The following is a 13,995-nucleotide window of genomic DNA, read 5'->3' as shown; positions in this document are numbered from 1 at the left end:
GAAACTGGAGCGAAGGTAGTCCAGTTTCCTTTTTTGTCATGTGAAACGAGCGATTTCTAATAAGAGTGTAAGAAAAGTGTGTTGGGAGGAGCGGGTTTTTCCCAACTATAAAGTAACAGATAGCCTGACAACTGCGCTTTAAAGCACGTTATAATAAATGTATAAAGATTCACTGACAGAAAACTACTCGGAGGTGCATTGATGTATCAGTTAACAGAACTTGAGACTCCTTTTGCACAATTTTTGTCTCAGCATGAGATTACACAGCAACGAATGGCCAATATGTGCGGAGTTAGTCGAGAAACCGTACGTAGACTCTGCAAGGAAGACAGAGAACCGAGTGTCCGTAGTGCAAGACGAATTATTATCACACTTCAGGATATGGATTATAAGGTTGATTTTGATACTTTCTGGGATTTGTAAATCTCAACCCTTAAGGAAAGCTGAGACGGTCAATTTAAACTCATTAAGCTGCTGCTCCCAAGCAGGTTTAGAATCAGTCGAAAGAGATTCTATAATACTATCAATTAAAAAGGTACGAGGTTCGGTTTGTTGGACAAGCTCATCATTGAGAAAATCCAGCCGTTCCTTGTGCTTTTTTCGTTCGTCCTCCGTTGTATGCTTTGAAATGTGTTGTTTTAAATTAAACAACGTCTCTTCTAGTTTTTCTTTGCGCATGTCATCTTTCTTCATTTCATCCGGTGCCCATTCATCCAATAAATTAGGGTCTAAAAGCTGCTCATTTCGACTAGTAACTTGATGAACAAGCTCTACTAACCTATTCATACAGTATTGAACCACAACCTTACTATCCATCCCTGGTCTAGGTGGGGTGGTGGCATAATAACGTAAATGCATATTGAGAATTCCGGTCAACATGACAGCACAATCTAATAAGTGAGGTATTGTCTCTTCTTCAAAGATATCCTTAAGTCTTCGGTGCAACCATTTTAATTCATACAATTGATATTGTTTAATATACTGCTTAAGCTCGACATCATCTGAGAAAAAAATCTCTTGGAACAATGGAATCATCTTAAATTCCTCTAATTTTTCGATCTGGATACTAATCTGTTCTGTGAGTGTATTCAAGTCTTTTGGGTCGCGATTAAGTAAGACTTCATCTCTTGCTTGTTCTATCTCATCAGCAAGCCATTTGAAAACGGCAAGAATGATATCACTTTTCGATGTGAAGTATTTATACAAGGTACCTTTAGAAATTGAACTACGGTCAAGTATATTTTGGATGGAAGCAGCTCGGTAACCTTTCTCTGAAAAAACTTGATGAGCGCTTTCAATAACGTCTTGCCTTCGGTTGTTCATCTGACACCTCTCCAAGCTTATTTCCTACACCAAAAATTTTCACAGTTTTTCATTAGAAAAGCAAGATTATACTGTTGCAAATACGAAATGACAGGAGTAATATAAGTTCAGTATAACACCGGTATAAAAAAATGAACAGGTGTTATGGAGGGGTAAATATGTCAACTACAATAGAAGAAAACAAACGTCCTCCCTATGGCATCATTGCCATATTGCTTGCGGGAGCCTTTATTTCGATATTAAATGAAACGCTATTAAATGTAGCGTTACCATCTATTATGAGAGAGTTCGAGATCACAGCTTCGACTGTTCAGTGGTTAGCAACAGGGTATATGCTGGTGAACGGGGTGTTAATACCAGTTACGGCATTCCTTATTCAAAAATTCTCGGTACGAGGGTTATTTCTAACGGCGATTAGTCTCTTTACACTGGGGACAATTTTGGCAGCCGTTTCTTGGGATTTCCCTGTATTGTTAACTGCTCGTGTCGTTCAAGCGTCTGGTTCAGCGATTATGATGCCGTTATTAATGAATGTGCTCTTAACTGGATTTCCGATAGAAAAACGTGGAGCGGCAATGGGCGTATTTGGCCTAGTTATGATTTTTGCACCAGCGATTGGTCCAACTCTTTCAGGCTTTTTAATTGAGCACTACTCATGGAAAATGCTGTTTTATGTCACACTTCCAGTAGCAGTTGTCATTCTAATCGCTGCATTCTTCTTACTGCACGACAAGAAAGAATCTATTGCGATTAAACTGGATGGCTTATCAGTTGTTTTATCAAGTATTGGGTTCGGAGGGTTATTATACGGATTTGGTTCAGCGGGAGACAAAGGCTGGAGCGCACCGGAGGTTTATCTTACGTTAATTGTCGGTGGTATTTCGCTAGTTCTCTTTATCCTTCGTCAGTTAAAATTAAAAGTACCAATGCTCGAATTCCGGATCTATCGTTATCCAATGTTCGCTCTATCGTCTATGATCTCTGTGACGTTAATGATGGCGATGTTTGGAGCTATGCTTCTTCTACCAATGTATGTTCAATCGATTCGAGGCATTTCTCCATTAGACTCAGGATTATTGATGCTACCGGGAGCTTTACTAATGGGTGTAATGTCACCTATTACAGGGAAGTTATTTGATAAATACGGGGCGAGAGTTCTTGCGATAACTGGTTTATCGATTACGATACTAACATCGTTTATGTTCAGTCGTTTAACGATGGAAACCACATACACAACATTAATGCTTCTTTATACTGCAAGAATGTTCGGGATGTCTATGGTAATGATGCCCGTTATGACAAATGGTTTAAATCAGCTACCCGCACGTTATAATCCTCATGGTACGGCTATGAATAACACGCTACAGCAAGTATCAGGAGCGATTGGGTCAGCTCTTCTTGTAACCATTATGTCGACTCGAACCACCACACATGTGGAGGAGCTTGCTGGATCTGGTTTAATGGGGCAGGATTTAATTAACCAAGCAACAGTTGAGGGGATTAATGATGCGTTCCTTCTTACTGTATTTATAGCTCTTATTGCACTTGTTCTTTCCTTCTTCATGAAACGTTCAAAACCTGGAGAAGACTTTCGTGACGAGCCTGCTAAAGTAAAGAAAGAACAAGATGATTCACTAACCGAACCAGCTACACAATCCTAGAAAAAAATCAGTGAGATAAAACTCTCACTGATTTTTTTTGGTTTCGTATGTCTCCCACCACGTTAAAATCTTTGGATTGTCGTTCCAATCAAGAACCTCAGCTGTATTAGTCAAATCACGGTCAATCTTTACAAGGTGTTTATTGTTTTTTGTTTCAGCAACAAAATAATAATGCCAAGGGATTGCTGTAATCGTTTGTACTTTCTCACCTAATTGTCCAATGGAGTCACAAACCCAATTTACATCCGTGTCTTTTATGTACCAGTTCACATCATCAAACCGATTTGTCGTGACTTGATATCCGATAGCTGGTGCAGGTGTTTCGACAGCAGGTTTATGTCTATGTTTTTCGATTAACGCTTCTTTTTCTTTTACATATGTAAGATAAAGCTCTTCGTGATAAGCACGAACATCAATACCCGATGATTTGGCCAACAGCTGATTGGTTAAGGACTGCTGCTCAATCATCTCACTAAGCCCAAGCAGTATAATGCCAATCAGTGCAAAGGGAGAGACAACAAACATAAACTGAAGAAACCCTGAAGAGATAGAATCAATTAAATACCCAAATGATGAAATATAAGATGCAGATATGATAGCAATAATTAACCCAATACCAAAACAACAGATGCCCGTCCAAAAAACGAGTCGAGCCGTGAAATTGACCTTTTTCATTCTATTTCCCCTTTTTCTTTGCTTAATATGATAATTTTACCATGATTCTTCGTAAGAAGTATCACAAATCGGTATCTTCTTATGATACAGTTGATAAAAGTTATCAACTGAGAGGGTAAAGTTTATGGTACACATACATCACGAGTTAAGCTTAGCAATGGACCGAGTCCTTACATTTATACATGGTGAGTTTCACCGTCCGATATCTCGAGAAGAAATGGCACAATCTGCAGGTCTTAGCATCTGGTATTTTTCAAAGGTATTTAAAGAGTATACCGGAGTGACCCCAAATGAATATGTCACAAATGTTCGAATGGCCTCAGCCAAAAAACAGTTATTATTTTCTTCTTCTGCTATTCAAGTGATCGCTGAAGGAGCTGGATATCCTGATGAGTTTTATTTTAGTCGGAAATTTAAACAGTCAGAGCACCTTTCTCCGAGACAATATCGAGTAGAGAAAAGAAGTGCGATGGCTGCCCTTGCACTTCCATTCACTGGTCATCTGCTTTCGTTAGGTGTGATTCCGCATGTTGCAACAGTTGATTCAACCAGAGATCTTCATTTGAAGGAAGAACTTCTGCATATTCCAGTTCATTTAAAACGATCAAAACAGATGTCCAAAGAGCTATGGCACGAGAACCTGGCTCATCTTCGGGAAGCAGAGCCTGGGCTGATTTTATGCCCTGATCTATTTTCTGCCCAGATTAAACGTGAAATTGAGAAAATAGCACCAACTATCATTGTGCCTTGGCTCGAGTTAACTTGGCGGGAGCACTTACAAGAGGTAGCTGAACTATCAGGGAAAAAGCGCGAAGCAGTGGCTTGGTTAAAACGATATCAGGCTAAAACAACTAAGACTCGCCAACAGTTAAAAGAAAAATTAGGTAACAGAAGTGTCTCTTTATTACATGTAATGGGTGGACAATTAGTTATCTATGGGAAACGAAATGTAGGAGCTGTTCTATATGAGGACCTTGGACTAACCTCTGCTTATAACTATGAAGAAATTGATTTATACAAGGTGATTGAACAGCATGAACTTAGTGAGTTTTTAGGTGATCAGATTCTTGTTGTTGTAGACAGGGATGTTAGCTCTTATCAGGCATGGCAATTGGTTAAACAAAGTTCCGATTGGCAAAAGCTACGTGCTGTCGAGATGGGAAAGGTACAAGTCCTTAAGGAAATGCCTTGGTTAGATTATTCCCCATATGCTCATGAGCAGGTAGTAGATCTGGCTGTTGAGACCCTTTGCAAGTAATCAGTTTTTAATGAATACCACACAATAATCCATGTTTTAAAAGGATTAAAACAGATACAATAACAATTGAGAATTAATATCAATTGTGTGGAGGGGTTAGATTGAACCAATTAAATAGATGGAGTATGTTTGCAATTATGTTACTCGTAGTCGTTTTAAGTGCTTGTAATGGATCGGGCGAGACTCAAGAAGATGTGAATTCACCAAACGAAGAGGAACAGCAAGTAACCAACACGCATGCTTATGGAGAGACGGTTATACCGGCAGATGTCTCTCGGATTGCTTCCATTAATTTAGAGGATATGCTTGTTTCGCTTGAGGTACCACTTGTTTTAGCAACAGCAATTGGTTCTGATTATTATCTGGAGGACCAATTAGGCGATACACCAATATCTGTTTGGGGGGAAGAGCTTAATTATGAAGCGATTCTTGAAAGTAATCCAGACTTAATTGTTGCTTCTAATGTGATTGACGAAAATACGTATGATGAATTAACAAAAATCGCGCCAACTATATTATATGACCGAGAAAAATGGCGTGACTCCATTATTCAAATGGGCTCAGAGCTAGGCTACGAGGATAAAGCTAATGCTGTGATTGAAACAGTAGATAATCAGTTGGAAGAGGCGCAAAATAAAATTGAAAAAGCTGTAGGAACGGACAATGAGGTTATCTTTCTAAGAACTACAGCGACTGATTTGCGTATTAATTTTCCAGGCTTCGAACAAAATGGAGAGACATATGCAGGGTACGCGGGAATGTTATATAAAGATCTTAGTTTGAGCCCTGCCCCAATTGTTCTTGATTTGCAGGAGCAAACCGAACCAGAGAGGCAAGTAGCGGAGGTCTCTCAGGAAATCCTTCCTGAACTCTCCTCAGATTTTATCTTTGTTGCCTCTGGAAGTGCTGGCGGAACATCGGAGGATGTATCGCGTGATCAAGAGAGCTTTGGAGAAATCGAGCAATCGTCTTTGTGGAAGGACTTACCAGCTGTTCAGAAAGATCAAGTTTTTTCAGTTAACCCTAAGCATTGGATAAGCAGTGGACCAATTGCTGATCAGTTAAAAATAGATGATGTGGTTGAAGCTCTAACTGAATAGAATAATGAGAAAGCCTTAGAGACACATTTTCTAAGGCTTTTTTTATGATAAAACAAGTTCTGATGATTATTCTACTAGGTATTTAGTATGGTTTGTCCGAATGTTCTTGATAGAGAACTAAGTGTTCGTTATAATATGAAATACAAAGTATTCGAATAGACGTTTATCCTATTTTTTTAAAACGAGTGAAGAAGGAGGATTGTATACGTTCATGATTGATTATTTAGTGAATATCTTACCGGATTTTAATGAACAATCTCCAAGTACTACAGAAGCGGTTAAATTATTACAGAAGTCAGAAGAGAGCGGTGTTCGAACTCTTATCGCTGCACCTGATTATCGATTATCTCAAGACACTGTGTTGCCAACTGAGATTAAAGACCGTGTTGAGGAACTTAATGCTGTTGCGAAAGAGCATAGTCTAACCATTCAAGTTGTTTCTGGACAAAGGGTTCACTTAGATGATGATCTTGCCAAGGCCTATGAAAGAGGTGACATTCTAACGTTGAATGACTCCCAGTATATGTTGATCGCTTTAGGCGGAGAAACCCTCCATCCTCGTATTTCAGATATCCTATACAATCTCCAGTTAGTTGGAGTGAGACCTATTTTAGCCCATCCCGAAAGACATAAAGAAATCATCGAGCAGCCTGAAATGCTTTACAAGTTAGTAAAGGCAGGAGCACTAGCGCAGTTAAATGCATCAAGCTTTACAGGAAGAGTAAGTGGCTATACACGTAAGTTCTCGGAACAACTTATCGAAAATCGGCTCGTTCACTTTTTAATGTCCTCCTCGCTCAACTCTAAATCACGTAGTAGCGACTTTTTAAAAGCCTTTCATACATTAGAAAGACAAAATGATGGTTCAAACGCTCAATTCTTTGAACAGAATGCCGATCGATTAATTAAAGATTACAATATATATGTGGACCCACCTATTAGAGTAAAGAAGAAAAGATATATGGGATTGTTTTAAGTAGTTTTTTTGAGCATTCGCTCATTCGTCAGTAACTCCTATCTATTAAAGTGAGCTTAAAAACCAGCGTAGGACATACACGTAGACTCCGTTGGGAGTAAAGGCTCACCAGATGCGCGCGGGTGCGGAGTGTATGTCCGGAGCGGGTAGCCCAACTCTCATAAATGAAAAAAACCCGAATTACTATGCGGTTTAACTCGCATAATGATTCGGGTTTTTTAGATAGCTAAAGCAGTTGTATCCCAGCATCTTTTATTAGTTGTAGCTTTCAATAAAATTTCTAATCATATTAGACGTTTCATTATCTTCTATTAAATAACCTATTCCATAAAGAGATAAAAAGGCTATCGCGGTACACCAAAGCGTAAGTGAGAGGATCATCCAGAAGGCGGTACGTGATTTGCTACCACTGAGTGACATGCCTATTAAAGCAGTTAGATGACTACCAAATGTAGGACCAATAAGACAAAGACCGGGCAGGCCGTATTTGGTGAAAACACGTTGAGCTCTTTCGTTTTTCTTCGTTTTTTCTGGCTTTCCCTTTTTTTTGCGTCTTCTATCTAACCACGCATTAATATGTTCAATAAACACAATGATTAGTAATACGGTGATCACATTTCCTATCAGAGCAATGATCGCAGTAAGAAATGGATCTAGTCCAGCGACAGTACCAATCGGTATGATGGCAACTCCTTCAAAAAATGGTGTAGCACCGAATAAGAATACAAGTGTGTAGGCGATAAAATACCCCATAAATACTCCTCCAATTAGTTGATTTAGTCTAGATAGCGTTTCGTTTCTAACCACATAATCGTATATTGAATAACAGACAAGACGAACAAGAGAATGAGTGGAACTTCAGGGAAATACGGAAAAGAAACCATTAATGCACCGAGTATTGGAATGGCAAAGCAAAACATGACGTACACTTTGCGTGTGGCACGATTTGTTACCCACTGTTGCCCCTCATCGTCTTCAAGTAGTTCATAAGGAATGATTGAGAAGATACGCACTTTTCGACCTGGGTTACGTTTGTTATGAAAAAGCATTAATGAGATAAATAGAACAAAGTATAAGACAAGACACAAAAGTACAGGGAGTTCATACGAAGGCAACGGTTTGCTAAGTACATAAAACCAACTCATCAATATTCCGATTCCTACTAGTTGAGTGAATGGTGAGCGTATTATTTTTTCAATCATTGTTTTCCTCACTTTCTAGCCAAAAAACTTCTTCCAAAGCTACATTGAACACTGTTGAGATTCTGAGAGCTAAAGCCACCGAGGGAGCATAATCTGTCTTTTCAATCATGCCAACAGTTTGTCGCGTTGCCCCAATTTTGCTTGCTAAGTCAGCTTGAGTAAGGTTATCTCTTGCGCGTAATTCCCGCACTCGATTTCGTAGCATAAAGTTGTTCCTTTCTCTATATGATAGCTATAGTGTAAAAGATCCTGTTCAAAATGTAAAGTATTATTGTCATTATGTTTATGAAACTTGTCATTATGTAAAGGATAATTGCGTACAAGGGATGTAGATACATCGAATTGAATACACTATTCAATTTACGTCTTTTGGTTAAAAAATCTTACATTTTATTAGTAGGACGTCATCTTTACCGAATAAATCCGAACATTATGTTGCTCATTCTAATAATCTTATGTATAATAAACCTGCAAGTGATTTTTACTATCCTGTTAATAGGTGATGTTGTGATTTTACAATCTAATGAAACAAAGAAATTGCTAGCTCATCTTTATAACGAGGTCTCAAAAGAAATGTTTGGAGTAGGGACAACGCTTCTAAAGGTAACGATTGAGAATGAAATTATAACGTTTCAGGCTAAACATCGTCGCTCGCCTCGTTCTACGGCGCTTGAAGGCGAAGTACCCGGTTTGAAACAGGAAGTTGATTTTCAATTATCTCTTCTATATAAGAAGAAACTACTTCAGAAGCTACAGGAACAAACAGAACTTTCGATTGATGTTGTGCTCCGTGATTTTGATGCAAGAACACAATGGGCATTTACGAACATCATATTAAAATAAGGATTCTCTGTTCGGATCTATCTGAATGTTGAACCGTAATATTTATAAACAGGTGTAACCAATTCTTTGTATACAAGGAAAAGGGACTCTTGTAGAATGCACAATTATTCTGCGAGAGTGTCTTTTTCTTTTTTTATGGGAACTTTTAGCCTTTGCTGGGAACCCTATAGAAATAACAAACCATTTTGGAGGGAATCAAATGAAAAAATTACTAGGAACAACGCTTGTTGCTTTATCAGCTGCCGCATTAACGGCTTGTGGAGGGTCCGATGATTCACAAGGTTCAAACGGTTCACCAACTAAATTAGTTATTTCAACTTGGGGATTTTCAGAAGATTTCTTTAGAGCAGAAGTGTATGCACCTTTTGAAGAAGAGCATAATGTTGAGATTGTATTAGATGTAGGGAACAATGCTGAACGATTAAATAAAATTCGTCAAGGTACCGCTAACGTAGATCTCGTGTATTTGTCTGATTACTATGCACAACAAGCAATTAATGATGGATTATTTGCAGAGATTGATCGTAGTAACATTCCTAATATAGAAGAAATATATGAAGTAGCCCAAGCCCCGCTTGGTGAAGAATATGGTCCTGCTTATACAATTGGTCAATTTGGTATTGCTTATAATGCTGATGCAGTCGATCAGGATATTACATCTTGGGCAGATCTTTGGGATGAGAGTCTTGCTAAAAACCTAACGATTCCAGGTATCACATCTACTACGGGACCAATGTTCTTAGATGCAGCTTCAAAAGTATCTGGTCAAGATACTTTTAATGAGGATGCTGCTTTTGCACAGATGGCTGAGCTTGTTCCAAATGTAGTGAAGGAATATGACAAAACGTCAGATTTCGTTAATATGTTTTCTCAGGGTGAAGTTGTAGGTGGACCATTTATGGAGATGTACTTCAACGATCTAAAAGAAGCGATCCCTTCTGCTGAATTTGTAACACCTGAAGAGGGCGGATATGCGGTTATGAATACAGTCAACATTGTTGAAGGTAGCGAAAACAAAGAACTAGCTGAAGAATTTATTAATTTTCAACTGAGCCAAGACATTCAAGCAACAACCGCTAAGGCGAAAATTGATTCTCCTGTCAATACAACTGTTGAATTAACAGACGAAGAAGCAGAGGGTATCACGTACGGCCAAGATGTGGTAGAGAGTCTTCATCAATTGGATATGGAATACGTGAACGAGCAATCATCAACTTGGATTGAGCGTTGGAACCAGGAAATCGCACAATAATAAAAATGGTATAGAGGCGCCGGATGAGTTAGACTCGGGCGCCTGTATTTTGTTAGGAGTGAAAGTGATGAGTCGAAAGGTATTGTTGGATGTAGATACAGGTGTGGATGATGCACTGGGCATTATACTTGCCATCCATTCAAAAGAATTGGATGTCGTAGCCATAACAACGGTTAACGGGAATGTATCACTTGAAACGGCAACTTTAAATACGTGTAAGATTGTTGAGATGACCGGTGCATCATCCATTCCGATCATACCAGGGGCTAATCAGCCACTCGAGCGAAGCTCTTACTTTGAACATCGTATTCATGGGGCAGATGGGATTGGCGGTGCTCTGGCGGATGTTCACCCTACAAAGAAACCGGAGAACGTCTATGCGCCTGATTATATGATTGAGTTAGCTAAATCGTCATCGCAACCTTTAAGCTTTATCATGACAGGTCCATTAACCAATTTGGCAGAAGCTATTAAAAAATGTCCGGAGTTGCCTTCATATATTGATGAAGTCGTATTTATGGGCGGGGTTGTAGCTGACCCAGGTAATGTGACACCCGTTGCAGAGTATAACATGTATGTTGACCCGGAAGCGGCTAGAGTTGTATTTGAAGCTGGCTTTAAGAAGTTGACCCAGGTGGGATTGGATGTAACAAGAAAAGCACTATTAACAGAAGACCATTTGCAACAGTTAGATGATACGAAGTATGGAGCCTATATTAGACAAAGTACGTCAGATTATATGACGCGATATATCGAACGGAATGGGGTTAAAGCATGCGCAATGCATGATCCACTCGCTGTAGCAGTGGCCATTAATCCTGATCTTGTTCAAACAACATTGCTTTCTGTAGATATTGAAACAAGTAGTCGTTTATGTGATGGACAAACGGTCTGTGATTTTCAGAACAGACTACAAAAGACACCAAACATACATGTAAGTCTAGAAGTTGATGCAGAGGCATTTCTAAAGCTTTTTGTTCACACGATTAGCGTACCGCAGGAGGGATCATTGTGAAGAAGAAATACATCTATATCCTGTTATTACCAGGTGTTTTATTTTTAACTTTGTTTATTATCGTTCCGCTTGCCTTAACATTTGCGGCGACTTTCACAGATTCAGGAAGCTTTTCTTTTCAAGGTTATTTGAACTTTTTTCAAAATGAATACTTTATGGAAATTTTATTCACCACCATACGTGTGAGCCTGATCACTACGCTGGTTTGTATTATCTTAGGTTTTCCTGCGGCTTATTTTATCTCGGGGTTACGCGCTCGAACAAAGGCTATTATGCTTTTGCTTGCTGTGTTTCCACTATTAGTGAGCCCGGTTGTTCGGTCATTTAGTTGGATGATTATTCTTGGGCGAAATGGACTGTTGAATCAAGTGTTAATGGGAGTAGGGCTTAGGTCTGAACCCCTTGAAATTATGTATACGCCACTCGCTGTGAATATCGGACTTGTACACCTGTTTCTTCCATTAATGATTGTCACGCTTGTAGGTGTGCTCGAGAATGTGGATCGAAATCTTTTAGAGGCGGCTGAGAGCTTAGGTGCGCCTAAAGTGACGATCTTCCGCAAGATTCTTCTCCCATTATGTGTACCTGGATTAATGATCGGCTGTACACTCGTTTTTGTAGGTAGCTTCACAGCCTATACGACTCCTGCCTTACTCGGAGGAAATCAGCGAGTCATATCAACGTTCCTGTATCAGAATGCAGTGACGTTAAATGATTGGCATGTGGCATCAATTGTGAGTGTTATTATGATTGCTGTTACCGTTATTTTTGTCATGGTGATTAATAAAGTCGCACTGAAATTAAATCCAAGGGGGTAGTGAGCGATGAAAAAAAACTGGGTCTTATCCCTTGTTACATTTCTAGTTTTTACATTTTTGATCGGACCACTGGTGATTATCTCGATCACTTCCTTTGAACCAGGCAGTGTGCTGAAATTTCCACCAGAGGGCTTCTCATTAAATTGGTATGAAAACATTTTTAAGGTCGCAATGTTTTTAGAAACATTTAAGATCTCTATATTAGTTTCGCTTGCTGGGAACTTAATGGCATTGTTGCTTGGTATTCCGGCAGCTTATGCATTAAGTCGCTATGACTTTAAAGGGAAGCAGCTGTTAAATGCGATTTTTATCTCGCCCGTGCTGATTCCTGGAATTGTTCTTGGTTTTACGTTTTTGCGCTATATCATCGTAGCGTATGGCATCCCTGTTTACGTCGGTTTGTTTATTGGGCATACCATTATCATGTTGCCATTTATCATTCGGGTTATCGCATCTAGTCTCTCTAACTTTGATTTTTCTATTGAAGAGGCAGCGTTAAGTTTAGGAGCAGGGCATGTTGAAACGTTCTTTAAAATAGTACTGCCAAATATTCGTTCAGGAATTATTGCAGCTGTGCTGATTGCCTTTCTTGAATCATTTAACAATGTAGATATCTCAGTCTTTATGACGGGACCAGGTTTCAGTACGTTGCCTATTCAAATGCTAACTTACGTTGAGAACTATTTTGATCCTACGATCGCCGCAGTATCCGTATTACTTATGATCCTAACGGCAGGTATGATGTTCTTAATTGAACGATTGATGGGAATTGCGTACTTCACTAAACGATAATTGGAGGCTATTAACAATGGCATTACTTACATTAGATCAAATTGCAGTGGCCTATCAGAAGCAAGATATTCTGAAGGATTTCCACCTTGATATAGAAGAAGGAAAGTTAGTTTCTTTGCTTGGACCAAGTGGTTGTGGAAAAACAACAACGTTACGTTTAATTGCAGGTTTTCTTGAAGCAAAGGAAGGACGCTTTACATTCAAAGACAAAGATTATACCCGTGTTCCTGTTAGCAAACGTAACTTTGGGTTTGTGTTTCAGAACTATGCTTTATTTCCTCACATGTCTGTTTTTGATAATGTGGCTTTTGGCTTAAGACTTCGTAAAAAAACATCGGCTGAAACAAAAAAACTCGTTCAAGAAATGCTAGAAATTGTGAACCTTTCAGGGTATGAGAAACGTTTTCCACAAGAATTGTCGGGTGGACAGAAGCAACGTGTAGCGATTGCGAGAGCCCTTGTCATTAAGCCAGATTTGTTATTGTTTGATGAGCCATTAAGTAACCTGGATGCAAACTTACGAGAAAGTATGCGTGTTGAAATCCGCCGCATTCAGCAAGAGTTGGGTATTACAACCGTTTATGTATCACATGATCAAGAGGAGTGCTTCTCCATTTCTGATCAAGTAGCAATTATGAACAAGGGTGTGATCGAGCAGCTTGATCAGCCATCAACCATTTACTCGTATCCAAAAACACGCTTTATTGCTGACTTTATTGGATTTAAGAATTTCATTACATTCACAGATAAAAAAGTAGCTGAAGGCGGCTATGTGATGACAGTAGATGGAATGGAATTTCATGTTGCTGATGCTAAGCAGGCTGCGAGCGAAACAAGTATGACAGGTGCGATTCGCCCTGATTACCTAACGATTCTACCTCATAAAGGAGACTTGTTAAGCCCTAACCAAGTGAACGGTCGTATCACTGTTAGTACATTCTTGGGAAGAAGCCATCAATATGTTGTCAACACAGCGCTTGGTGATTTCACGATTAACCAGAGTGCAGAACAGGTCTTTACATCGGGTGAACAGGTTACGGTTCAATTCCCTAAAGAAAAGCTTGTGCTTGTTGATTAATA

The 13,995-nt window shown here is 39.2% G+C and carries 16 protein-coding genes; 11 read left to right on the top strand and 5 right to left on the bottom strand.

Features of this window, described 5'->3' with window-relative positions; translation table 11 throughout:
- Positions 1-201 precede the first annotated feature (201 nt).
- Positions 202-423 (top strand): helix-turn-helix transcriptional regulator, encoded by a 222-nt coding sequence (locus J2S05_RS08105; RefSeq protein WP_306981672.1) that lies wholly within the window; start codon positions 202-204, stop codon positions 421-423.
- Positions 424-426: 3 nt separating this feature from the next.
- Here J2S05_RS08105 and J2S05_RS08100 read toward each other — a convergent pair whose 3' ends face one another.
- Complete coding sequence (locus J2S05_RS08100; protein WP_306981670.1) at positions 427-1,323, bottom strand: TetR/AcrR family transcriptional regulator; 897 nt, start codon at positions 1,321-1,323, stop codon at positions 427-429.
- A 158-nt stretch (positions 1,324-1,481) separates the two neighbouring features.
- On the opposite strand from J2S05_RS08100, the gene J2S05_RS08095 reads away from it, so the two are divergent.
- Entirely contained in the window at positions 1,482-2,984 is a 1,503-nt protein-coding gene (locus J2S05_RS08095; protein ID WP_306981668.1) for an MDR family MFS transporter, read from the top strand.
- Positions 2,985-3,008: 24 nt separating this feature from the next.
- Here J2S05_RS08095 and J2S05_RS08090 read toward each other — a convergent pair whose 3' ends face one another.
- On the bottom strand, positions 3,009-3,659 hold the full coding sequence (locus J2S05_RS08090) for a hypothetical protein (protein ID WP_306981665.1): 651 nt from the start codon (positions 3,657-3,659) through the stop codon (positions 3,009-3,011).
- A 124-nt stretch (positions 3,660-3,783) separates the two neighbouring features.
- On the opposite strand from J2S05_RS08090, the gene J2S05_RS08085 reads away from it, so the two are divergent.
- From J2S05_RS08085 to J2S05_RS08075, 3 genes are all read left to right on the top strand, one after another.
- Positions 3,784-4,917, top strand: coding sequence for an AraC family transcriptional regulator (locus J2S05_RS08085; protein WP_306981664.1), 1,134 nt, complete (start codon positions 3,784-3,786; stop codon positions 4,915-4,917).
- Positions 4,918-5,018: 101 nt separating this feature from the next.
- Complete coding sequence (locus tag J2S05_RS08080) at positions 5,019-6,017, top strand: ABC transporter substrate-binding protein (protein WP_306981662.1); 999 nt, start codon at positions 5,019-5,021, stop codon at positions 6,015-6,017.
- Between the two features lie 211 nt (positions 6,018-6,228).
- Positions 6,229-6,993, top strand: a complete 765-nt coding sequence (locus J2S05_RS08075; RefSeq protein WP_306981660.1) for a tyrosine-protein phosphatase — start codon at positions 6,229-6,231, stop codon at positions 6,991-6,993.
- A gap of 255 nt (positions 6,994-7,248) precedes the next feature.
- Here the strand turns inward: J2S05_RS08075 and J2S05_RS08070 are convergent, their stop codons facing one another.
- Genes J2S05_RS08070 through J2S05_RS08060 form a run of 3 tightly spaced genes read right to left on the bottom strand, consistent with a single transcriptional unit; the run spans position 7,249 to position 8,400 of the window.
- The gene (locus J2S05_RS08070; RefSeq protein ID WP_306981658.1) at positions 7,249-7,746 is read right to left on the bottom strand and encodes a small multi-drug export protein; all 498 of its coding nucleotides are present in this window, start codon (positions 7,744-7,746) and stop codon (positions 7,249-7,251) included.
- A gap of 23 nt (positions 7,747-7,769) precedes the next feature.
- Positions 7,770-8,195, bottom strand: coding sequence for a hypothetical protein (locus J2S05_RS08065; protein WP_306981656.1), 426 nt, complete (start codon positions 8,193-8,195; stop codon positions 7,770-7,772).
- Positions 8,188-8,400, bottom strand: a complete 213-nt coding sequence (locus J2S05_RS08060) for a helix-turn-helix transcriptional regulator (protein ID WP_306981654.1) — start codon at positions 8,398-8,400, stop codon at positions 8,188-8,190. The genes J2S05_RS08065 and J2S05_RS08060 overlap by 8 nt, the downstream gene beginning before the upstream one ends.
- 302 nt (positions 8,401-8,702) lie before the next feature.
- On the opposite strand from J2S05_RS08060, the gene J2S05_RS08055 reads away from it, so the two are divergent.
- The 6 genes from J2S05_RS08055 to J2S05_RS08030 all read left to right on the top strand — a co-directional run bounded on the left by J2S05_RS08055 (position 8,703) and on the right by J2S05_RS08030 (position 13,993).
- Positions 8,703-9,038 (top strand): DUF2294 domain-containing protein, encoded by a 336-nt coding sequence (locus J2S05_RS08055; RefSeq protein WP_306981652.1) that lies wholly within the window; start codon positions 8,703-8,705, stop codon positions 9,036-9,038.
- Between the two features lie 199 nt (positions 9,039-9,237).
- Complete coding sequence (locus tag J2S05_RS08050) at positions 9,238-10,290, top strand: ABC transporter substrate-binding protein (RefSeq protein ID WP_306981650.1); 1,053 nt, start codon at positions 9,238-9,240, stop codon at positions 10,288-10,290.
- A 67-nt stretch (positions 10,291-10,357) separates the two neighbouring features.
- Positions 10,358-11,305 (top strand): nucleoside hydrolase, encoded by a 948-nt coding sequence (locus tag J2S05_RS08045; RefSeq protein ID WP_306981648.1) that lies wholly within the window; start codon positions 10,358-10,360, stop codon positions 11,303-11,305.
- On the top strand, positions 11,302-12,123 hold the full coding sequence (locus J2S05_RS08040; RefSeq protein ID WP_306981646.1) for an ABC transporter permease: 822 nt from the start codon (positions 11,302-11,304) through the stop codon (positions 12,121-12,123). The genes J2S05_RS08045 and J2S05_RS08040 overlap by 4 nt, the downstream gene beginning before the upstream one ends.
- A gap of 6 nt (positions 12,124-12,129) precedes the next feature.
- Positions 12,130-12,915, top strand: coding sequence for an ABC transporter permease (locus J2S05_RS08035; RefSeq protein ID WP_306981644.1), 786 nt, complete (start codon positions 12,130-12,132; stop codon positions 12,913-12,915).
- A 16-nt stretch (positions 12,916-12,931) separates the two neighbouring features.
- Entirely contained in the window at positions 12,932-13,993 is a 1,062-nt protein-coding gene (locus J2S05_RS08030; RefSeq protein WP_306981642.1) for an ABC transporter ATP-binding protein, read from the top strand.
- Positions 13,994-13,995: the final 2 nt, after the last annotated feature.

Origin of the sequence: Alkalicoccobacillus murimartini (genome assembly GCF_030813245.1) — a bacterium.
GTDB lineage: Bacteria > Bacillota > Bacilli > Bacillales > Bacillaceae_D > Alkalicoccobacillus > Alkalicoccobacillus murimartini.
Note: the sequence above shows the minus strand (reverse complement) of the source record. Positions and strands in the feature narration are given on the sequence as shown.